This is a genomic window from Ignatzschineria sp. PL_is040, from assembly GCF_055813795.1.
In genome coordinates this window covers 1-21,432 of record NZ_JBVPGU010000005.1, presented here as the reverse complement: position 1 = coordinate 21,432, position 21,432 = coordinate 1, and the positions used below count along the sequence as shown (strand labels likewise).

The window sequence follows — 21,432 nt, the reverse complement described above, 5'->3', positions numbered from 1 at the left end:
TTCAATCTAAATTTGATGCCAATTTGATCTCAATTTGATGCCAAACATTGCTCTTTTAAGCATCTAACTTCTGCTGCTCCTCCGGCGTACAGAGTGAGAAATCGATATCATTCTCACTAAAGAGATAACGCTTACCGCAGAAACCGCAATCGACATAGACACTTCCTGATTGCTCTTCTAAAAGCTCCCGCAATTCACTCTCACCTAAATGGTAGAGCATCGTCAACGAGCGCTCTTTTGAACAATTACACTCAAAATGGAACTGCTCTGGCTCAAAAAGACGGACAGCAAGCTCTTCATCAGTCTCATAAAGGCGATAGAGTAACTCTTCTGTTGAGAGCGTTAATAACTCCTCTTCTGTTGCCGTCTCTGCGAGCATAATGGCACGATTGAAGAGATCTTCATTATGAATCTCTCCTGGAAGGCGTTGAATCATCAATCCGCCCGCCGCTTTAGGACCTGTTGTTAAGAAGAGACGTGTTGGTAACTGTTCAGATGTCTCAAAGTAATATTCGATCGCTTTTGCGATACTCTCCTCAGTCAGAGAGATTATCCCTTGATAGGGCTGTTTAAAGTGGGGAGCATCGATTGTAATCACCACTCTTCCATCACCGCAGAGCTCTTTTAAGGTTGTTAACCCTTCAACATCGCCATCGATTTTAGCCGTTGCGCGCAGACCATGAAGATGATTGACTTGAACCACTAAGAGACTGACAGGACCATTCCCTTCGATCTGTACCGTTAATCGACCTTCAATCTTGATCGATGCCCCTAAAAGCGCTGTGGTTGCGATCAACTCACCCAATAACTTTTCAACATTCTTAGGATAGTGACGACGGACGAGATGCTCGCGCCAAGTATGCTCTAACAAGACGCGCTCACCCCGAATCGGTAATTTATCAAAGATAAAACGATCTAAATGATCCACACTCTTCTCTCTATTATTAATCATGCTCTTCCTCTATATTGTCACTGCTCTCTTCAAGCCGCTTTACATTGACCATTAAGATTCGCTTATCATCTACATCTGTCACCGCAAAACGGAAACCTTCGATATCTAGAGAATCGCCCTTTTCAGGAAGGCTATCGAATTGATCCACCATCAAGCCTCCCAATGAGCTGTAATCACCATCTTCATCAACAAGACCGCGAATATTGAGTGTCTGCTCTACCAGTAATAGATCGCAGCCTGCATCGATATTCCACTCATCATTGGAGACCTTTTCAATTGAGAGCCCCTCATCTTCATCAGGGAACTCTCCGGCAATTGCTTCAAAGACATCCAATAGTGTAATAACCCCTTGAACACCACCAAAATCATCGGTTACGACAACAAGGTGCGCTTTACTCTCCCGGAAGATATCCATCATCTTCAAGACGCTTGTTGAGCGATGGGAGAAGATCACATGCTTAATCGATTCTTCTTGGATGCGACCATGTTCAATAAGATCCATTACAATATCTTTCGATCGTGCAACCCCTTTAACATTATCTAAGGTGCCATCACAGATCGGAAATTGATTATGGGGATTCTCATTCATGCTTTCAAGAAGGCGCTCTTTAGAATCTTGAATATTGATCCAGGAGATCTCATTTCTAGGCGTCATAATAGAGCGGATCGTTCTCTCCCCTAAAGTTAAGACACCACTGACCATGTTGCGCTCATCCTCACCAAAGAGGATTGGAGTCTCTTCATCTTTCTTCTCTTCACTATCCTCTTCATCGGACTCTTCTGGCTGATTACCTAAAAGACGAAGCACAAGATTAGCGGTACGCTCTCGGCGAGAGTATTGATTATTAGCGCTCTCTTGCTTACGATTGATCCACTGATTGATCAACTCAATAAAGAGAGAGAAGCCGATCGCGGCATAGATATACCCTTTCGGTACTTCAAAGCCAAAACCTTCTACCACTAAGGTTAAACCGATCATCAAGAGGAAGCTTAAACAGAGCACCACAATCGTTGGATGCTTATGGACAAAGATCGTTAAGGCTTTTGCAGCAAAGATCATCATTCCCATAGAGATGGTGACCGCTAAAATCATCACCCAGAGGTAATTGGCAATACTTGTTGCCGTAATTACCGCATCAAAGGAGAAGACCGCATCAAGCACAATAATCTGCAGAACAATGGGCCAAAATTTTGCATAGGTTTTAGAGCGATTACTTAGCTCAATCTCCCCTTCAATTCGCTCATGAAGTTCTCGTGTGGCTTTTTGAATCAAGAAAAATCCACCCAAGACCATTATAATATCCCTAAATGAGAAGGGATGATGGAAGATGGGATCAACAAAGAGAGGCTCTGTTAGCGTAATTAACCAGCTCATAATAGAGAGCAGAATGATGCGCATTATTAAGGCTAAGGAGAGACCGATCACACGGGCTCTGTTACGCTGTTGGGGTGGAAGTTTATTGGCAAGAATAGCAATAAAAATTAGGTTATCAATCCCTAATATCACCTCTAATAACAGAAGGATAACGAGCGATACCCACACTGATGGATCAATCAACGACCCCAAAAATACTTCCATGATTCTCCTTCTAAGAATTCTAAGAATATATGGTCTACAAAGTATATGGCATACAGAATATATGACATAAAGAGTATATGGTATCTAGACGACTATAAATTCAAGTCTACTCAATCCACTTTAGATTTTGAGAGAGGTTACAATATAGTCGCAAGATAACAGATAATGCGATTTATTTTACACCATTTTTAAAAAACTTAATAAGGGCAATCTGATTTAATCATGATTCTTCAGACCATTTCCCTACGATTTTAACGTTCAATTTATAGATGACTCTATAGATAACTTATATCGGTGATTGATATCGATGGTTGATATCGTTGGTTGATATCGATGATTGATACCGATGATTTCTAATAGATCATTTCATAGATTATTTCATAGATCATTTAGTGAATGATTCAATGAGTGATTCGATAGATGATTGAGTAGATGATTGAATGGATGATTCGATCGATAATTGATCCTCCTATGGAACCCTACTTTTGATAACAAAAAGCAAAAACGAATGACAGAGAGAAAGCAAGATCTAAAAGCACACACCCCGATGATGCAGCAATATTGGGAGATTAAAGAGCGTTATCCCAACATGTTACTCTTCTATCGCTTAGGAGATTTCTACGAGCTCTTCTATGATGATGCTAAAAAAGCAGCAAGGCTCCTCGATATCACCCTAACACAGCGTGGTAATTCTGCCGGCGCGCCGATTCCTATGGCGGGAATTCCCCATCACTCCTCTGAGAGCTACCTTGCACGTCTTCTCAAACAGGGAGAATCGGTAGCGATCTGCGAACAAGTAGGTGAAGTGACGGGGAAAGGGCCGGTTGAACGGGATGTCGTACGGATTTTAACGCCGGGAACCCTCACCGATGATTATCTCTTAGATGCTAAAAATGAGAGTATCACTGTCGCCCTCGATCAAGTGGAAGATCAGTGGCTCATCGCATGGATCAATCTTGCGGCAGCTGAATTTGCCGTGATGCCCCCGCTTTCAACAGAGGCGATGACAGCAGAACTTCTTCGCATTAAACCTTCAGAAATTGTTGTGCGAGAATCATTAACCATTCCCGGGAAGATCCGTAGCCTCTGCCACTTTACCCCCTATCCCGATTGGCATTTTGATCAAGCGCGCAACTATACTCTGCTCTGCGAACACTTTAGAACTCAGAGCTTACAGGGATTCTCAATTGCAGATCATGATCTAGGCACTCAAGTTGCCGGCGCCCTTCTCACCTATGTGAAAGAGACGCAGAAAGATCCTTTAAATTATATCGATCAGATTACCCTCGAGTCGATCGATGATGCGGTGATTCTCGATATGACAACGCGCCGTAATCTCGAAATTGAACGCACCCTTTATGGCGAAACACATCATACCGTCCGCGCGCTACTCGATGAGTGTCAAACGCCGATGGGATCACGCCTTCTCTCCCGTTGGCTCAATCGCCCATTGAGAGACCATCAAGTCCTCAATCAGCGTCTCGATCTAATTGAAGCATTAGAGGCAGAGAGAGAGCATCAGACGATTTTAGAAGCATTGGCAGAGATTGGTGATCTTGAGCGCCTTGTTACCCGTATTGTCTTAAAAACCGCGCGCCCCCGCGATCTTACTCAGCTTCGCAAGATCTTACAAAATACACCACAGATTGTAGAAGCGGTCGCCAATAATGAGGAGATTACAAAAATCGATCCTCTCTGGCTCGATTGGCTCAAGCCTCAAGCTGAACTCTGTGATCTACTAGAGCGCGCCGTCGTCGATGAACCGCCTCTCTTAATTCGAGATGGCGGTGTTATCCGGGAGGGTTACAATAGCGATCTTGATGAACTCTTAAATCTCAGCACCAAAGGGGATCAATACCTACTCAATCTGGAGACAGAAGAGCGCGAGCGCCTCAATATCCCTACCTTAAAAGTGGGTTACAACCGTGTTCATGGCTACTACATTGAGGTCTCCAAAGCTCATTCTGATAAGGTGCCGGCAGAATATGTGCGCCGGCAGACATTAAAAGATGTTGAACGCTATATCTACCCGGAGCTCAAGGAGTTTGAGAATAAGATTCTCTCTGCTAAAGAGCGTTCCTTAGCCCTCGAAAAAGCGCTTTGGGATCAGCTTCTCAATGAGATAGAGCCCTATCAGACAGAGCTCCGTCTCTTAAGTGATGCGCTTTCCCATATCGATATCTTTATCACCTTAGGAAAATTGAAGAATCGCTACAATTGGTGCCGTCCACAATTTAATAAAAAATTAGGGATCGAAATTGTTAAAGGGCGCCATCCGATTGTTGAGCGAACATTATCGCGCCCCTTTATTCCCAATGATCTCACCATCAATCCAGAATCCAATATGTTGATTGTGACAGGTCCTAATATGGGGGGTAAATCGACCTATATGCGCCAGACAGCACTCATTGTACTGCTCGCACATATCGGTTGCTTTGTACCGGCAGAACGCGTTGAGCTCGGCCCGATCGATCGCATCTTTACCCGTATCGGTGCGCAGGATGATCTCAACTCAGAGCAATCGACTTTTATGGTAGAGATGACAGAGACCGCCACTATCCTCAATGCCGCAACGGCGCAGAGCCTTGTCTTAATGGATGAAGTTGGGCGCGGTACTTCAACACTCGATGGACTCTCCCTTGCCTGGAGTAGCGCGGTCTACCTAACCGAAAAAGCAAAAGCGATGACCATCTTTGCCACCCACTACTTTGAGATGACAGAATTGGAAGAGCTCTATCCAACGGTGCGCAATCTCCATCTCGATGCAGTGGAGTATAAAGATGAGATTATCTTTATGCATGAGGTTAAACCAGGTGCCGCTTCAAAGAGCTACGGCTTACAAGTTGCCGCCCTTGCCGGCGTACCAAAAGTAGTGATCAATGCGGCAAAAGCAAAATTGGCAGAATTAGAAGAGAGCTTCCAAGCTGCGACTCAAAGACATCAAAAAGTAGAAGATGCAGATAGAGAGGTCAACCAAGAACAAATCTCTTCAAGCAGCACAAGCGACAACGCGCAGAAGCTCAATAAAGCCCCATCACAGACGAAGAAGAGCGCTCCACAATATGAGAGCCCACAAACGGAGCTTCCTCTCTTTATGGAAACAATTCCCTCTGAAGTTGAAGAGGAGATCAAAAATCTCGATCCTAATGATTTAACGCCGAGAATGGCACTCGATCTGATCTATCAATGGCAAAAGAAGTTGCGCTCTTAATATGAAAAGTGATATTGAGGATCAGGTTAATACATCAAATCGACCTATTACAAAACAATCAGTAACAAAGAGAAGATAATGACACAACTACTCAACTATAAAATCACTCAACCAGAAGTGAAGAAGCATGAAACACCGATTCTGATCATGCATGGCCTCTTTGGGGATATGAATAATCTTGGAATGATTGCCCGTGGATTAGAGGAATATACGGTCATTCAGATCGATGCGCGCAATCATGGCGAATCCTTCCATAGCGATGAGATGAATTATGATCTTATGGCACAAGATATCGTCACCCTGCTCGATCATCTTGAGATCGATAGAGTCATTCTTATCGGTCACTCAATGGGCGGAAAAGCGGTGATGACCGTCACGAAGTTAATTCCTAATCGCGTGGAAAAGATGGTTGTGATTGATGTCGCGCCGGTCGATTATCAAGAACGCCGGCATGAAGATATCTTAGCAGCACTTAAAGCGGTAGAAGCAAGTGGCATTACCGATCGCCGGGAAGCGGCTGAGCTGATGAAGGAGTATATCTCCGAAGGGGATTTTGTGATCCAATTTCTCCTCAAATCCTTCAGAAATGGTGCATTTCGCTTCAATGTGCCGGTGATCGACAAACAATATGAAGAGGTTTCCGGCTGGAAAACAATTCCCACATGGTCCGGCAAAGTCCTCTTTATCATCGGGGGTGATTCCAACTATGTGCAAAAAGAGTATCAAGCAGAAGTAGAAGCCCAACTCCCCAATGCAACCGCCGTTATTATCGCCGGCGCCGGGCATTGGGTTCACGCACAGAAGACAGATCTTGTCGTAAAAGCAATTTTAACCTTTTTGGATCGGGCGTAAGAATCATCATGAACTAAGAGTGCAAAATAAGATAATAACAAGAATAATGATAAGATAAAGATTATGATCATTCTCTTTAAGAAAAGTAAAAATTTTCATTGACAAAAAAGGTCTCAAGGTTCTAAAATAGCCCTCTTAATAGCGCCGAAGTGATGGAATGGTAGACATGAGGGATTCAAAATCCCTTGCCGAAAGGCGTAAGAGTTCGAGTCTCTTCTTCGGTACCATTTTTAATAAAAAGAAGCTTGCATATCAATAGATTGCAAGCTTCTTTTTTGTTTTAGGGGATATAAAAGGGACTATTACTCCAAAAAAACTCCCCCTAAAAACACAGGCCAAAACTAATGGTTTCTATCATCATTATCCTGATAGAAAAAATATAGCAATCAAAACTCATAAGAACACAAATTTAAGTGCGAATCATATTTTAAAAATATCATAATCTTCGCTCTTTAGTCCTACTTGACACCTTAATAACTCAGGCCTATTTGCTATAAATTCATGGATACGTGAATTTATCAAAAGTACTAATAATGGATCTATATTACAAATAACTTGATACTTATATTTAGGAGGAGTTGTAACGGGACAATAATAATATGTCACTACACCCGGCCTTAGTTTCCCCTCTTTCTTTTTATCTGATAAGAGACTACTAAATGGCGCCATTTACTTAACCTGCTAAATACTCCGATAACTCTTTTGGATTTTTAGAATAACGAATAACATCTTCAATCGAGATCTCATCATTCAATCTGGCAGTATGGTATAAGTCATCATGGCTAAAAGCCTCTAACTCCGTAAATGAGAGATCCTTTATTTTTTCTATAGCACAATCTAAAGCAGTGATATCGCTTTGGCTAAGATACTCTAAGTTAGCGGGTCGCTTGGGAATCAGCCTATCGGGCTCTATCGGTGAGTTTCCTTTGATATATAGCAAACTATGCAAAATTTCATCTTGATTTTTAAACTGTTTATAACTATTTTTACCGTTTCTAGCGAGCTTAATCATGTCATATATCGAAGATAATACCGGACCATTTTTCATTGCGATAATCTCATCATTTACAACAAATCGTCCATAATCTTCTAGATGATACCTGTTGGCAAAATAGATAATTTTTCCAACATGATACATCCACTCCACTTTTGAGGAGACATATAAAATAACCTCTAAAGCCTTTAGTTCATCAAATTTAGAAGAAATCATCTTATTACCTCTATCTTTCACGACAAATCGCCCATAATCTCTATAGTCTATAGTAATCTATCTATAAGAATCTCTAATTATAGTATACATTCTCTTCACTCATCACGACTCCAAACACTGATACTTCTTCAGATAATCTACTATAGTTAAGAGATGTCACATAAAGCTTACAAGAAAAATTCTGTATAAGAGCAGTTGGTATCTAACTTAATCTTCAAATGCTAAATATAATCTTACACAGGAGAAAACGATGTTATTTCACTTAGTCATTCATAAAGATGAAAATAGCGCCTATGGAGTGACTATCCCCTCCTTAGCGGGTGTTTTTTCTTATGGAGATACACTAGAAGAAGCTGTATCGAACGCAAAAGAAGCGATCGAATTTCATCTTACAGGGATTCTTGAAGATGGTCTTGAACCTGAATTTAAACACTTCACATTAGATGAGATTAAGGCACATCCTGATTATCAAGGGGCGGATCTGATCTCTGTTGATATTGATACCTCTTCTTATACGCTTAAACCTGAGCGCTTCAATGTTAGTTGGCCGAAGTACCTAATTAGAGAGGTCGATCGCTATACCACTTTGCATCCTGATACTCGTTCGAGCTTTCTAGCTAAAGCGGCTAAGAAGTATATTGAGCAGAATACTTAATCGATAGCCCATAGATGCCCATAAATCTCCCATAAACCAACCTTCAACTTGAATCGATACCCCAAAAATTAATCGGAATTAAATAACTCGATAACTACCTATATACCTTATAAACTCATTAAGTAACAATTTAAAATTGGTAATGATTTTAGTAATCTCATTTTTAGATAATTTAATTTAGAAGGAAAGATATGCATCACTATATTGATTCCGCCGATCTCGACATGCTGAAAGAAGGGAAAGCAACGCTCTCGATTCAGACAGAATATGACTATGAGGGAAAGGTCTACAAAAGCCCTGAAACGGTAGTATCTATCGATCAGAAGATGGATCTTGCATTGCTCAATCGAACCATTGATGATATCGCTCGTGTTATTGCCACAGAATCGATCGCGATGATTGATGCGTTAAAGATGGTCTCTACAGAGCATCGGCTCACGCTCTTTCTGAAGGATGATGCCGGCGATTTATTGAAAGCCCCTACGATTCATCCCCTACTGCTTTTAGCTTCATTTGGAAGATAATTTGGGAGATAATTGGAAAGATAATTGAGGGAATTGAGAAAGATCGAGAAGATGAAAAGGAAGCCTTAGAGCTTCCTTCTCTTTTTTTTAAAATATTTTTCGGCACTTAAGAAACTTAAAATAACTTAAAGTAGTGCTTTAATTTTAGCGATCGCCTCTTCTAAAATCGAATTGATCTCGGCCTCATGCTCGGCATTTTGATTCTCTTTTAAGAGTAGGCGGAGTTCTTTGAGTTTTGCTCGATGGGGGGATTCTGCGCTTCTTTGTTCTACCGCATATGCTTGCTCCATCGCATTGATCAGCTCTCCTTGTGCTTTGAGCCAAGAGAAGAGCACTTCTGCCTCATCAAGCTTTTCACTAATCTCCTCTTTACCCTTTTTCGTAAGGGAGAACTCTTTTTTAGAGCCATCCATCGTTACCTCAGCTAGCTCACTCTCTTCTAGATATGCTAAAAGAGGATAGATCATGCCGGGGCTCGGTTTGTAGAAGCCCTTTGAGCGCTCTTCTAGCTCTTTAATAATCTGATAACCGTGAAGTGATTGCTCTGAAAGAAGCATTAAGACCAGTAGCTGTAGCTCTTCACTACTGATGCGTCTTCCGCCACCAAAGCGACCATGACCGCGCCCCCCTTCTCTTCTTCGTCCGCCACCGCGACCGCCCATTTCAAAACGATCATCTCTACGGCAATGTTCTGAAAAATGATGGCGCCCTCTTCTACCGGCACCTCTTCCGCGCTGATGGCCTCTTGCAGAGCAATCTCCACAAGCTAATAGATCATATTGCATTCTTGATAATTCTCTCATCATAGACTCCTTCTTGTTGATGATTTTATATCGTAAGATATAGTTGATGTTTATATCTTAAGATATATCTTGAGATATGTAAATCGCTTTTTAAAATAGTTTTGATGATTGATTCTTCAGAAGAAGATCCTTAAGACGATTCATGGAGCGGCGGGAGCCGACTATTTCCCTCTTTTCACCTCTGCATGCCCGCCCATTGCATGTCTCTATTTGGCATCTTCGATGCCGAGACAATATCATTAAAGTAACGATTATTGACGATAGAAAATCGCCTATTGCCGGCATACAATTTTTGGAAGGATGCGATAGTGAGGACCGGCACCTCATCGGCCTCTTTTCTTTTGATGATTGATTCTTCAGAAGAAGATCCTTAAGACGATTCATGGAGCGGCGGGAGCCGACTATTTTCTTCTTTTCACCGGTGCATGCCCGCCTTTTGGCATCTTTGATGCCTCTTGCCGGCGCGGAATTTCTGGAAGCGTGCGATAGTGAGGACCGGCAACTCATCGGCCTCTTTTCTTTTGATGATTGATTCTTCAGAAGAAGATCCTTAAGACAATTCATGGAGCGGCGGGAGCCGACTATTTCCCTCTTTTTACCTCTGCATGCCCGCCCATTGCATGTCTCTATTTGGCATCTTTGATGCCTACTACCGGCGCGGAATTTCTAGAAACGTGCGATAGTGAGGACCGGCACCTCATCAGCCTATTTTGTTTTGATATAAAACAACAATATAAAACAACCATAAAAAAACCTCTCTATCCTTGAGGAGTAGAGAGGCTTCTATCATATTGACTTTCGAACTTTAGCTTCGATTAATGACGTACATTTAAGAGCTGCATAAGATCTTTATAGAGCATCTTCGCACTGAGACGATAGCCCGCGCCGGTGAGATGAACTTTATCACGGCCGGCAAGGGATTCTGCTTCCCATTGATCGATACTGCACTTACCACCCATCGCCATCTGCCAATCCCAATAGAGCGTATGTTCTGAGCGCGCTACAGACTTCTGCACCGCTTTAACGATCTTATAAGATGGAGGCTGACGATCGACACATTTACCGGAAGCATCACGTAATAGCGCATCGCCCGGTCCGACCATTAAGATCACGGCATTGGGAAGACGCTGACGTATTTTACGAATACTCGCCACTAAATTTTGACGATAGAGATCCTTATCGAGTCGATCATTAAAGGCTTCATTTGTACCATACTCTAAAATCACAAGATCACTCTCTGTTGCCGCAAGCTCTGCTGTCCATTCAGGTGACCAACGATTCCAGATTGAAAGCTGCGCACCATTGGTCGCGATGGAAGAGACAATCGCGCCGGGACGATTCACTCGCTGTAGCCAAAATCCACCCACTTCGATCCCTTTCTCGCCGGCAACTAACTTAAAGGGTAATGCGCCCTTCATCTTTACGATCTGCCAACTATTACTTTTCAGCGGTAAGGTGATATTGGTCCGTCCAAAAGTACTATAGAGAGAGAGCGATTCCGGTACCTCTTCACGCACAACCATACGAATATTCCACGATTCATGAGGGCTCATACTATTGCGCGGTAAGAGATCGATATAACCGCCGGCCTTAGTAGAGCGCGCTACATAGCCACCCATCGGATAAGCGGGATGATCATCAGTTCGGCTATTGATCAGCTGCCAATTTTGTGAGCGCCAAGTCACCTCTGCATGACGTTGACCTCTTACATCCATCGGTGTTACCCAACCGATACCGGCATTTCCAAAGCGTGCTTGTAATTGTGTCCGAAGCTCACCGGTGAAGAAATCTGCCGCCGAGTGGGAATCCCCAAATTGTGTGACCGATAATACCTCATGACCGCCGGCAGCAAGACGCGAAACTTTCTGCTGTAATAGAGAGAGATTCGCCTCACCGTAATTGGTAATCCCGGGGCCAATCTCTCGGCGATAATCACCAATGCCGGCACTACTACACCCAGCAATAATGATCATCATTAGGGCACCGAGTGCCCAGTTTTGTAATTGTTTCATTCTTAGTTTAAACCTTTCTTAAACATCTTTTAAACATCCCTTAAACATCTTTTGTCGATCTTCTGAATATCTTTTAAATATCTTTTCAATAGACTTCAAATGCTGTTTAAAGGTCTGCTATCAATATCTCGTAGCGCTGTTCACTCACCGATTTTAAACCTTTTAACATTTAGCGTACTAAATTCTTCACTTCTATCGGTGAAATAGATTACTCGGTAGGCTCAATAGGCGATCCATCCGCCCATTCCCATAAGAGCACTTCCGGTGTTGTCCCCTCGCTCTTAAGAGGCTTCTCAACACTTTTCTCCCTCTTTTTCTCTGCCCGCTTCTCTACCGACTTGTCTATCGATCGCTCCGATCGGCGCGGTGAATATTCCCTTTCAAGTTCAATTTCCGGCGCACTCTGTAGCTGTAATGGCGGTGCAATATGCTGACTTTCGAGCTTTTTATCCCCTTGCGCGGGCTTTACGGTCGATTTTTCTGCTTTTGGTGCGGCAGAAGTTGTGGCATTTCGCCCATTTTTCTCCGCTTCTCCCTGCGCTCTCCCCGCTTTCCCCATCTTCGCTTCTTTCGCTTCTTTCACTTCTGAAGATGCGGATTCAGTGACTGATTCATTCACTGATTCATTCACTAATTCTTGATTCTCTTCCGCTTCATCTAACGCCTCTTGAGGATTAATGGAGAGAAGATCGATCACACGGTTCCCCACCATTCGTTGCCCGGCAACGGTAAAGTGGATTCCATCATTGGCTCGCACCCGTTGCTGCCCTTTATCGGTCACCACATGTGCGGCATAGCCGGCATCACTACATCCTAAAATATCGCTCGTAGGGAGATAGTGTCCATTAAAACGCTCCACCTCTTCTTGATAGAGTCGATTGAGATAGATCATATCGCGATGAAGTTGATCTTTACGCATACAGGGCGCACCGAGCCAGATGACAGGAATATCATGCTCTTTTGCTGATAGAAGCAGTTGACGAATTCGCGATCGATAAGCGCGCTCCCACTCTGGCGATTTAAAACGAAGATATTGTTTACGCCCCGGCACCGGGAAATCCCAAGGATCATTCGCCCCGAGATAGACCACCATCACCCGAATATCTTTATCTTTTGCTAACGTCTCTTCAACCACTTTGGGCCAATTGTAGAAATTAGGATAGGAGAGCCCGGTACTCTGCTTACTCAAATCAACGCCATCAATCCCCTCTTTCTGATAGAGCGCCTGCTTAATTCTAGGTGCAACACCTTGCATCATCGAATCGCCCACAAAAAAGAGCTTATCGCCGGCACGAACCTCTCGATCTCCCGGCAGTTGCGGAAATTGAGGACCAACAAACCCCATCACCAGCACCTCTTCAGCCTCGGAAATCTCTGCTTCCGGCGCTGCTTTCGACATCTCTTTCGACACCTCTTCCGGCACCTCTTTCACTATCTCCTGCTTGGCGAAATCTTGCTGACCGGCAGATTGCCCTGCCAACAGATCGTGATCGCTCTCCTCTCGCGCATCTGCTTTCTCATCTACGTTCTCACCCACTTTCTCATCCACTGCTGCGATAGAATCGACAAATTCGGGCTTCTTGCCGGTGATCCAGCGTTCAATCTCCATTAGAGGAGAATCTTGATGATAGCTCTGCATCCAGTAGGTATTGACCGACTCTCTAAAGAGAAAGAGCATACCGGCAACGGTAATAATTAAGATATAGGCGACTTTAGCTCTCATATTCACTCCTTAGAAGCTTGCATAGATAAATTGCGGAATGCCTGATGGCGCTAAATAGATCGCTCCCCACAAAATAAGGATATAGAGGATCGGTAGTAAAAACCAAGGAACTCTCCGGCTAAGACGCACAAATTGTGCCGGCACCTTCACCAAAATAGGATAGAGGAAGAGCGTCACAGCAAGAATCATCAAAAGTAGCCCGAGCGAATGGTATGGGAATGCTTCTAACGTAAAATTGGTCAAGAGCGAAGAGAGATAATTGAGAGAATCATCGAAGGTGATATTGCGGAAGAAGATCCACCCTAAACAGACATAGTTGAAGGTGAGAAAACGATTGAAATAGGTTCCATAAGTTACCGGTCGATTCTCTCTAAAATGAGCACGAATCTCCGCACGACTCAAACCCTTTGCCACTAAGCGCTTCTGCTGATAATGATCTTTAACATTTAAGAAGAGAACGCCGACACCATGGAGCAAGCCCCAGATGAGGAAGTTGAAGGTCTCGCCATGCCAAAGACCTGAAAGAACCATCGCAATAAGCACATTGATCTGCGTCCGCACCAATCCTTTACGGCTTCCCCCTAGCGGGATATAGATATAATCTTGAATCCAGCGCGACAGAGAGATATGCCAACGGCTCCAAAAGTGCTTAAGGTTAGTGGCAAGATAGGGTGCTTTAAAGTTTCTCGGCAATTGAAAGCCAAGAAGAATAGCGATCCCCGTCACTAAGTTGGTATAACCTGAGAAGTTAAGATAGAGTTCTACGGCATAAGCGTAGACACCGAGGATCAGATCGACCGTATGGAGCGATTGCGGCGTATCAAATGCCGGCTTAACCCATTCTTGTGAAACATAACTACTGAGCCAATAGACCTTAATCACCGCCAATATAATGAGCGCAAATGCACGATGAAATCCAACAATCTCCCGCGGTGATCTTCGCTGAATTTGGGGAAGAAAACGATTCGCACGATTGATCGGGCCGGCAATCACACTGGGGAAGAAGGCAAGAAAGAGCGCAAAATCGAAGAAGCTGATCGGTGCCATTCCGCGCCATGATGAGGCTTCGAGTGGTCTTTCTCGCTGATCGACGGCACGTTCATAGAGCGATACAAGATAACTAATAGAGTGGAAAGTGTAGAACGAGATTCCGATCGGGAAGATAATCTCCGCCACCGGCAATGAAAGATCGATCCCCCATTCTGAGAGACGATAGACAAATTGGGGCGCAAAAAAGTTAAAGTACTTAAAGAGTGCTAAGTTGCCAATCGCCACAACAACAGCGGTAATCAGCCAAAACTTAGGCGATCGCCCATAACTAATACCGGTAGAAAGCAGGTAGATAACAGTGGTATAGCCGGCCAAAATGAGGGCGAAATCGATGGTAAAAAGGCCAATAATCCAATAACTTGCCACCAATAGTAGCCCGTTTTGAATCGCAATGCTCCGTCTAAATAACCAATAGAGAAGAAAGAAAAGAATAAAGACAACGGCAAACTCTATAGACAGATAACTCACAATCCAACCTTCATATCGATTTTAATTATTATAGCGTTTGAGGGATGCTCTACCGCTGATTCCATCTTATTTTAGCACGCCCAATCTCTGCTGCACGCACACAATCAAAGGCTGTTATTCTACGTGTTTATCGGGGAGTTTCAAGCTTAAGCGATCATTTTAATGAAGATCCTTTCAGAATCGTTTATTGCATCTTTATCGCCTCTTTACCGAGCCTTTATCGAACCTTTATCAAATCTTGACCCAGAATAAATTGTGAATTAACTTTGAATTAACTTTGAATTAACTTTGAATTAACTTTGAATTAATTTTGGAAGTTAATTAAGAATCCACACCTGAAAATAAGTGCTCATAAAGGAGAGGAAAAAAGAGAGGAAAAGGAGAAGAAAAGAGCTTAAGAGCGAAATAAAATTTTTAATGCTCACCATAAAGAAATACTCTGCTTCCCCTCTGCCAAAGTATAAGATTTGGTGCTATATTGAGCCGGTTGTAACTATTAAAGCGATAAGCATCATATAACCTTTCACGATCCACTTGAGATCTTCCCTTCTCCTTTTGAGAAACGCTCATAAATGGCGGAAGCATCCTTGTAGAGATCGTCTTATAAAAGGTTATATCGCCCCAATCTCCTTTAACATTATCCGATCAGCACTTTAAAGTATCGCGCTCTTATTGCGTCTACTTCAAAGTGTCGTTGTTGATGGTGGAAATTAAAGAGAAGATTGAGATCGAGTTGTATTGATACAAAAATCATGCTCGCTCTGAGCACGTTTAGATATTATTCGATTCCGTAAAGGAAATTTCACCATGGTAAAAAATAGATTCAGACTCGCGTTTCTTCCTCTTATCAGTGCCCTGCTCCTCCTCCCGCCTGCCTCTTTTGCCCAAAAGATCAGTGTGGAAGAGATCTTTACCCCTGATTTTATCGGTGCAGATACTGCTTATCTCGAATATTTCACCGGCCCTGCTCGCGTCACACGGGATAATGGTAAAGAGTATCTACTCAACGGTTGCCGGATCAACACCTACACCGCCAATGGTTCAATCCGTGCTTTAGAGCTAACGCTTTCGCCCAAATGTAGCTTTGATCTCAATAACTTCATCGCCCACAATGAAGAGAATCCGGCACCTTGGCCGGCCAATAGCCTCAAATTTGGGGATATGCCGGCACCGACCACCTACTTTGCAGATTGCTTCGGCATCGCATGTGGTAATGCCTTCGACCCGGTGATCTATGAGCACTATAATGGTTCTCGCGTGGAAAATTTTATTGAAGTGTTAGCAAGTTCCACCCAAGCCTCTTACGGCTGGACGTCACAATGGGCGGCCGATATGGCAGAAAGAGAGGGAGAAGATTGGATGATGTATGGCCAATACAATTGTGATCCTTATAAGCATCGCAAAATTGCAGAGCGCCATCTCACGCCGGATAAGATCGAAAAGGTGATGATCGGCTACGATCTCATTCTGCTCAAAGATCTCCAACAAGATTGTAGCGAAACAAGCTTCGAAACCGGGGAAGACGCTCATCAGTAGCGCTTTCTCCATAAGTATTGTGCGTATTGAATCTCTATCGATTCACCACAATCCTTTAAGCTTCTGTAATGTAGGGATAATAAGGTCTGCCCCACTCCTTCTCACAAGGATTATCTAAAATCACCTGCAAAAAGAGCTCGGTATAGACCTCTAAAAGATTACAAGCATTCTTCAATGCCGGACGATTCGCCTTACTATTGTAAGTAGCACCGCCATGAAAGACCTGATTGCGCAGAGTATAGATTCGGTTAAAGAGCATCACTAAAAGATTGGCCGAATCCTGCTGCTCTAAAGAACGCTTCACCTGCTCGCGCTCCTTCTCTAGATCCTCTTTCAATGCCGCTTCACTAAAATGACCATTATGAAAATCCCAAAATGGTTGGAAGACATATCGATTATTGAGAAAGATCCGAATATCTTCGGGGAATTTCTCCCAAGTTAACTGATAGAGCTCTTCTCCCGCGCGCTGATTGATAAAATGCAGAAATTGACGAAATGCCGACTTATCACTCTCCACAAAGGTAAGATCCTTGGCATAAATCGCATTAAAGGCGATCCAGAGCGAGATAAAGCGCATATCCAAATCATCCGACGAAGCCGCCGCCTTCTTCAACCAACTCAAACAACGATAAGCGCGAAGATTCACCGTAGTGGGAATCTCATTTTTAATAGTATTAAATTGTGATTCAAGATGAACGAGATTAGACATCTCCAGCTCCTTTAGTTATCAGAATGATTATTCCGCCCTCGATCAGATCATCAAACACCCCGAAGACCGATCCGCAAAGCGATTAAATGCTCTCTGATAATGATAAATCAAAGAGCATTTATAGTTTCTATTATTTTCAAAGCAATTAACTCATCAATAATATTCAATTTTTATAAATATTCCTATTTAATTAGTGGAAATAATGACTCAGGAGATGGTTTGTTGAAGGATTGGATAGGAGGGAGGAATTATTCTGATGAATTTTTTTGGAATGATTTTAAGGTGAAACCAAAAATAGAGAACCGTAAAATATAATTTTAATAACATTCACAGTTCTCTACTTGTATGTACTTTAAGGCTTATCTAATAATTTGTGTGAATTTAGCCATTAAATCAATGCTTTTTTTCTCGTGTAAAGGAAACATGATTTTCATATTTAGGAGCTATATACGTAAGCTTACGCCTACACTCCTCCGTTAACTTCCCAGTTACAGCTGCTGCAAGGATAGATTGGCGGAAGGTTTTTAGTATTTCAGATATGCGTTCAAGGCGACTTTTGGTTTTTTCTACCTGTTCTAATAGAATGTCGAGCTTGTCAGCTATAACTTTTTGTTCAGCTAGAGGTGGGAGTGCTATATCTTGACTATATGCATCTTCCCTATTTAAACCAGGTATTGCTGTAGACCTGTTCAACTCTGTTAGGTGCAAAAACTTAAGTTGATAGAACCAGTATTTTAATGGCTGACTAAACAGCTCATCTATATAATAAGTTGTATCGATTGGAAAGAACGGAAAATCTGATAATTGCACCTCTCTACATGAGCCTTTTCGACCCACTACCACTATAATCCCTTCTTTTTCTACTAATAGTTCAGAATGACCCCCAACAACACCGTTTGAACCATATACCGGAAATTTACCACCATCTCTTTTAGAAGCTGTTAAGGACCTTCCGTATTTTAATTCAACTATAATTCCTAAATTTGTAAGGCACCATTCCTTTGGGAACTCAACACTGCTCATCAATTAACCCCTTCCAGTGCCGCCAGTAAACCATCTAACTCACTCGAAGCCCGCTTCCAACTCCTCTTTTACTTCACTTGCCAATATCCCTGGCTCTGGCAGATTAGCAGTATCGACACTACCTTTATCTTTCAGCCAAAATATATCCAGAGAGTCTCCCTTAACGTTAGCAATCCACTCACGGCTAAACCAGCCGCCAACGAGGATGCAAAAGACAATCATCTATATCTGGATTTTCCTCTAAGATATTTTCATCCACTTCAATATCTTGTACTTCAAAACTAGACTCACCTTCGGTACGCTTACTGGTTCCATTAGCTTTCTCACCAAACACTTTCTCGAACGCACCAAGGTGCTGATCTGTACCTAACTCTTCTGACGCAAAGCCAATGTCATAATCACCAAATGGCGTACGTTTACCAAAAATAGGCATATTAGTACGTAGATCGTATATCCAGACGTTTTCAGTACAACTTTCCTTTTGAAATTTATTTTTAGCAGAACCTTTAGTGAAAAATAACACATTAGTTTTAACTCCATGCGCATAAAAAATGCCAGTGCATCACCATGAATAATTTTTGCATTTAAATTATGCAAAAAGGTGTTCATTAAGCAAATTCTACGAGTATTTTTTTCTATTTCTACCCCTTGATATTGAGGAGGATTAATTTTATATTTCTCTCGTGAGTTGTTTTTTCGAATATACTCATCGGCAGAAACTAAGAAACCACCGCTTCCTGTCGCTGGATCTTGAATTAACTCTCCAAGACTCGGCTGTATTAATCTCACAATAGTGTTGACCTAAAGGTCGTGGGGTAAAGTACTACCCAGCCCCCGAACGGGCATCTTGAGCTCTCTTATCAATTAAACCGCTATAGAGGTCACCAAACCCATCTTTTCCTACTCGATGCCATTCAATTTTGGATATTCCATTTATCACAGCTTTTAAATTTTCAGAATGGGGGAAAGCCGTTGTAGGAAATGCGTAAATTGCTCTTATAACCTCATTTTCAACATTTGCACCTAGATGAGTTAGCATCTCCTGATAGAATCCTAACAATCCTTTCTCTTCATGGGATTCTAGATCAGCCCATCGGTAATCTTGAGGTATTTGCTTTTCTGAACCATTTTCCTGCGCAATCTTGAGAAACAGTAGATAACTAAGCTCATAAACATACTAGTAATAGGTGATCCCATCACCTCTCAAGATGTTACATAAACTCCAAATTTTTTGAACAATTGTTTCTTGCTTCATATTTTATCAACTCAAATTTTAAATCAATCTTAGAATGAGAAAAAGCACTCTAAAAAACACTCATGGTTTATAATGCCCTCAATTCTTTTATTCAATTTATTAGCGGGCCACTCAGAAACTTACGACTCCTTCTAGTCTAACGCTGCGGACTGCACGAAGATCTCGGAACTAACTCTAGCTAAGCAACGGCAAAAGCTACTAGGGTTTTAGAAAGTCTCAGGGTAACTCGAAGCATCCGCACAGTCGATGTTAGGTCACCCGCTGTTATAGATCCAAGCAATGGCTCTAAGCTGAACCTCACCAAGACTGCTAAATAGCTTTTGTGGGGGGATTACCGTAGCCAGTCAACATGGACGGCAGCAAACGACCCGAAACGGACATTTATTCGATTAAACAGCTTCAGCTATTGCAGCTTCGTCGTCACGCTAGACCGGATGTAGTTCAGAAGTTCCGCCCGCTCTTGTGGATAGGCTGCCAGATCGACTGTTCCCAGTCCAAGATACCCATCTCTTGCGGCAATAACGATGTGCTTGTTCTCGCTGGGCAGACGCTGAAGAGCCCAATCAGCAGCGGCATCCTTAGACGCAATATCTCCGGTCATCGCAGTGTACCAAATACGTACTAAGGTAAGAACTATGTTTCTTTCATCTCCCTCCCAATCTGCCTCTGTAGTCCAGAGCGCCAACGTTTCCAGCAGTGAACGTTGCACATCAATAGCAGGAATCTCATCGAAAAACTCTTGAGCTGCTGGACCATACAAAGCTAGGCTATGCAGCCTCACCTTCGTCAACAAGATAGCTAGGTCGTGGTCCGTCATTGCCGGCTCAAAAATACCTGCATTGATATCGTGACGCAACCATTCACCAAATTGCATTTGCCGTCTCGCCGGATATCGCCACGGCACCACGTCTTTTTGTGCCAATATAGTCACCTCAAGTGCACGGCGCTTAGCATCGGTGCCTGGAAAAGCTGATACCAACAGCAGGTCGGACATCAATGCCACCCTAGTTGATTCGCCTAAAGGAGTACTCACAGTGATCAACAGGTCTATATCACTAAATGGTTTTAAACCGCCATCAACTGCAGAACCAAACAGATGAACCGCCTGAATAGTTTCACCAAGATGGTTTTCTAAAATTGATAGCGTATCGGATAATTGGTCTGCTATCGATTCTGGAAGTTTAGTAGTCATGGTTAATATGGTATCTAGTTTAGTAGTCATGGTTAATATGGTATCTACTTTTATTTCGAATGACTACCCTTGGTCGATAGCCGGAGTAGCAGGATGCTTAATGCCACTATCTATTGCAATCTGCTTGGTGTCACTAGGTAATAAGGGAAAATGCTCACGTATACCCAACACGCCGCTCTCCCATTCAAGACTGAGAAAAACAGCAAGTTCTAAATCAGAGAGCAAATGGTGAACTAGTCCCATTTTATGAGAGTAAATACGGTGGGAACGACCTGCTGAAGAGACTTCTTGTACTGTTAACCATGGAATATAGTCCTTACCATGCCCTTGACCACGCCCCTCTTTAATACAACGGGCAATTTGTACTTCTGAGAATGAAGATTTTGCTTTAGCCATAATAAAAGTCCAGTATGCTTTTTCACAGCATAACTAGACCTCTAAAAGTTCTCAACTATTTTGTCTGTTTCTCAACTTAATTGCTCGTCCACACATGATTTATTTCTATAATTTTCTTCCATGTTTATTGAAAAAAATACTCAAGAGTAGATCTTTATTTTGTAAAGTAGTCGTAAGCTTACCGTCAAGCGCACAGTTCATAACTAGAGACTTTTTCGGTTAATTGTTTTTTAAATTCACTGGGAGGTAAATTTCCCAGTGACTCATGAGGTCTTTCTTCGT

General features: G+C 42.6%; 16 protein-coding genes, 1 tRNA gene and 2 pseudogenes. 6 read left to right on the top strand and 13 right to left on the bottom strand.

Annotation, left to right across the window (positions count from 1 at the left end):
- Window positions 1-55 precede the first annotated feature (55 nt).
- Together hslO and AC0SAP_RS07265 are read right to left on the bottom strand one after the other, a co-directional pair.
- Window positions 56-952, bottom strand: coding sequence for an Hsp33 family molecular chaperone HslO (gene hslO / locus AC0SAP_RS07270; protein WP_473383663.1), 897 nt, complete (start codon window positions 950-952; stop codon window positions 56-58).
- Window positions 945-2,519 (bottom strand): TerC family protein, encoded by a 1,575-nt coding sequence (locus tag AC0SAP_RS07265; RefSeq protein ID WP_473383745.1) that lies wholly within the window; start codon window positions 2,517-2,519, stop codon window positions 945-947. Before AC0SAP_RS07265 ends, hslO begins: the two co-directional genes overlap by 8 nt.
- 520 nt (window positions 2,520-3,039) lie before the next feature.
- On the opposite strand from AC0SAP_RS07265, the gene mutS reads away from it, so the two are divergent.
- From mutS to AC0SAP_RS07250, 3 genes are all read left to right on the top strand, one after another.
- Window positions 3,040-5,742 carry a DNA mismatch repair protein MutS gene (gene mutS / locus AC0SAP_RS07260; RefSeq protein ID WP_473383661.1) on the top strand — a complete coding sequence of 901 codons (2,703 nt, stop codon included), beginning with the start codon at window positions 3,040-3,042 and terminating at the stop codon, window positions 5,740-5,742.
- A gap of 78 nt (window positions 5,743-5,820) precedes the next feature.
- Entirely contained in the window at window positions 5,821-6,594 is a 774-nt protein-coding gene (locus tag AC0SAP_RS07255) for an alpha/beta fold hydrolase (RefSeq protein ID WP_473383660.1), read from the top strand.
- A gap of 143 nt (window positions 6,595-6,737) precedes the next feature.
- Window positions 6,738-6,821: transfer RNA gene (locus AC0SAP_RS07250), tRNA-Leu, on the top strand.
- Between the two features lie 446 nt (window positions 6,822-7,267).
- On the opposite strand, the gene AC0SAP_RS07245 is transcribed toward AC0SAP_RS07250, so the two are convergent.
- Entirely contained in the window at window positions 7,268-7,825 is a 558-nt protein-coding gene (locus AC0SAP_RS07245; RefSeq protein WP_473383658.1) for a Panacea domain-containing protein, read from the bottom strand.
- 229 nt (window positions 7,826-8,054) lie between these two features.
- Between AC0SAP_RS07245 and AC0SAP_RS07240 the strand changes: the two genes are divergently transcribed.
- Together AC0SAP_RS07240 and AC0SAP_RS07235 are read left to right on the top strand one after the other, a co-directional pair.
- Complete coding sequence (locus AC0SAP_RS07240; protein ID WP_473383656.1) at window positions 8,055-8,459, top strand: type II toxin-antitoxin system HicB family antitoxin; 405 nt, start codon at window positions 8,055-8,057, stop codon at window positions 8,457-8,459.
- 191 nt (window positions 8,460-8,650) lie between these two features.
- Window positions 8,651-8,983 carry a hypothetical protein gene (locus AC0SAP_RS07235; protein WP_473383655.1) on the top strand — a complete coding sequence of 111 codons (333 nt, stop codon included), beginning with the start codon at window positions 8,651-8,653 and terminating at the stop codon, window positions 8,981-8,983.
- Between the two features lie 125 nt (window positions 8,984-9,108).
- On the opposite strand, the gene AC0SAP_RS07230 is transcribed toward AC0SAP_RS07235, so the two are convergent.
- The 5 genes from AC0SAP_RS07230 to AC0SAP_RS07210 all read right to left on the bottom strand — a co-directional run bounded on the left by AC0SAP_RS07230 (window position 9,109) and on the right by AC0SAP_RS07210 (window position 15,039).
- Window positions 9,109-9,789 (bottom strand): PadR family transcriptional regulator, encoded by a 681-nt coding sequence (locus AC0SAP_RS07230; protein ID WP_473383654.1) that lies wholly within the window; start codon window positions 9,787-9,789, stop codon window positions 9,109-9,111.
- A gap of 87 nt (window positions 9,790-9,876) precedes the next feature.
- Window positions 9,877-10,293 (bottom strand): hypothetical protein, encoded by a 417-nt coding sequence (locus tag AC0SAP_RS07225; protein ID WP_473383652.1) that lies wholly within the window; start codon window positions 10,291-10,293, stop codon window positions 9,877-9,879.
- A gap of 308 nt (window positions 10,294-10,601) precedes the next feature.
- Complete coding sequence (locus AC0SAP_RS07220; RefSeq protein ID WP_473383651.1) at window positions 10,602-11,798, bottom strand: SGNH/GDSL hydrolase family protein; 1,197 nt, start codon at window positions 11,796-11,798, stop codon at window positions 10,602-10,604.
- A 208-nt stretch (window positions 11,799-12,006) separates the two neighbouring features.
- A complete protein-coding gene (locus AC0SAP_RS07215; RefSeq protein ID WP_473383649.1) occupies window positions 12,007-13,521 on the bottom strand; it encodes an SGNH/GDSL hydrolase family protein in 1,515 nt (504 codons plus the stop codon).
- Between the two features lie 9 nt (window positions 13,522-13,530).
- Window positions 13,531-15,039: an MBOAT family O-acyltransferase gene (locus AC0SAP_RS07210; RefSeq protein WP_473383648.1), complete on the bottom strand. Its 1,509-nt coding sequence runs from the start codon at window positions 15,037-15,039 to the stop codon at window positions 13,531-13,533.
- An 807-nt stretch (window positions 15,040-15,846) separates the two neighbouring features.
- Here AC0SAP_RS07210 and AC0SAP_RS07205 point away from each other — a divergent pair.
- Window positions 15,847-16,575, top strand: a complete 729-nt coding sequence (locus tag AC0SAP_RS07205; RefSeq protein ID WP_473383647.1) for a hypothetical protein — start codon at window positions 15,847-15,849, stop codon at window positions 16,573-16,575.
- A 55-nt stretch (window positions 16,576-16,630) separates the two neighbouring features.
- On the opposite strand, the gene AC0SAP_RS07200 is transcribed toward AC0SAP_RS07205, so the two are convergent.
- The 5 genes and pseudogenes from AC0SAP_RS07200 to AC0SAP_RS07180 form a co-directional block, all read right to left on the bottom strand.
- Window positions 16,631-17,284: a hypothetical protein gene (locus AC0SAP_RS07200; RefSeq protein ID WP_473383645.1), complete on the bottom strand. Its 654-nt coding sequence runs from the start codon at window positions 17,282-17,284 to the stop codon at window positions 16,631-16,633.
- A 393-nt stretch (window positions 17,285-17,677) separates the two neighbouring features.
- Window positions 17,678-18,307 (bottom strand): restriction endonuclease subunit S, encoded by a 630-nt coding sequence (locus AC0SAP_RS07195; RefSeq protein WP_473383644.1) that lies wholly within the window; start codon window positions 18,305-18,307, stop codon window positions 17,678-17,680.
- Window positions 18,307-19,562: pseudogene (locus AC0SAP_RS07190) on the bottom strand (class I SAM-dependent DNA methyltransferase). The gene AC0SAP_RS07195 and the pseudogene AC0SAP_RS07190 overlap by 1 nt, the downstream one beginning before the upstream one ends.
- A 403-nt stretch (window positions 19,563-19,965) precedes the next feature.
- Window positions 19,966-20,754 carry an AadA family aminoglycoside 3''-O-nucleotidyltransferase gene (locus AC0SAP_RS07185; RefSeq protein WP_473383743.1) on the bottom strand — a complete coding sequence of 263 codons (789 nt, stop codon included), beginning with the start codon at window positions 20,752-20,754 and terminating at the stop codon, window positions 19,966-19,968.
- Window positions 20,755-20,823: 69 nt separating this feature from the next.
- Window positions 20,824-21,150, bottom strand: a pseudogene (locus AC0SAP_RS07180) (heteromeric transposase endonuclease subunit TnsA); the annotation flags it as partial.
- Window positions 21,151-21,432: the final 282 nt, after the last annotated feature.

Excerpts from the sequence above, each read along its gene's own strand:
- hslO (WP_473383663.1), bottom strand. The coding sequence starts at position 952 with ATGATTAATAATAGAGAGAAGAGTGTGGATCATTTAGATCGTTTTATC.
- mutS (WP_473383661.1), top strand. The coding sequence starts at position 3,040 with ATGACAGAGAGAAAGCAAGATCTAAAAGCACACACCCCGATGATGCAG.
- AC0SAP_RS07255 (WP_473383660.1), top strand. The coding sequence starts at position 5,821 with ATGACACAACTACTCAACTATAAAATCACTCAACCAGAAGTGAAGAAG.
- AC0SAP_RS07240 (WP_473383656.1), top strand. The coding sequence starts at position 8,055 with ATGTTATTTCACTTAGTCATTCATAAAGATGAAAATAGCGCCTATGGA.
- AC0SAP_RS07235 (WP_473383655.1), top strand. The coding sequence starts at position 8,651 with ATGCATCACTATATTGATTCCGCCGATCTCGACATGCTGAAAGAAGGG.
- AC0SAP_RS07230 (WP_473383654.1), bottom strand. The coding sequence starts at position 9,789 with ATGATGAGAGAATTATCAAGAATGCAATATGATCTATTAGCTTGTGGA.
- AC0SAP_RS07225 (WP_473383652.1), bottom strand. The coding sequence starts at position 10,293 with ATGAGTTGCCGGTCCTCACTATCGCACGCTTCCAGAAATTCCGCGCCG.
- AC0SAP_RS07220 (WP_473383651.1), bottom strand. The coding sequence starts at position 11,798 with ATGAAACAATTACAAAACTGGGCACTCGGTGCCCTAATGATGATCATT.
- AC0SAP_RS07215 (WP_473383649.1), bottom strand. The coding sequence starts at position 13,521 with ATGAGAGCTAAAGTCGCCTATATCTTAATTATTACCGTTGCCGGTATG.
- AC0SAP_RS07205 (WP_473383647.1), top strand. The coding sequence starts at position 15,847 with ATGGTAAAAAATAGATTCAGACTCGCGTTTCTTCCTCTTATCAGTGCC.
- AC0SAP_RS07200 (WP_473383645.1), bottom strand. The coding sequence starts at position 17,284 with ATGTCTAATCTCGTTCATCTTGAATCACAATTTAATACTATTAAAAAT.
- AC0SAP_RS07195 (WP_473383644.1), bottom strand. The coding sequence starts at position 18,307 with ATGAGCAGTGTTGAGTTCCCAAAGGAATGGTGCCTTACAAATTTAGGA.
- AC0SAP_RS07185 (WP_473383743.1), bottom strand. The coding sequence starts at position 20,754 with ATGACTACTAAACTTCCAGAATCGATAGCAGACCAATTATCCGATACG.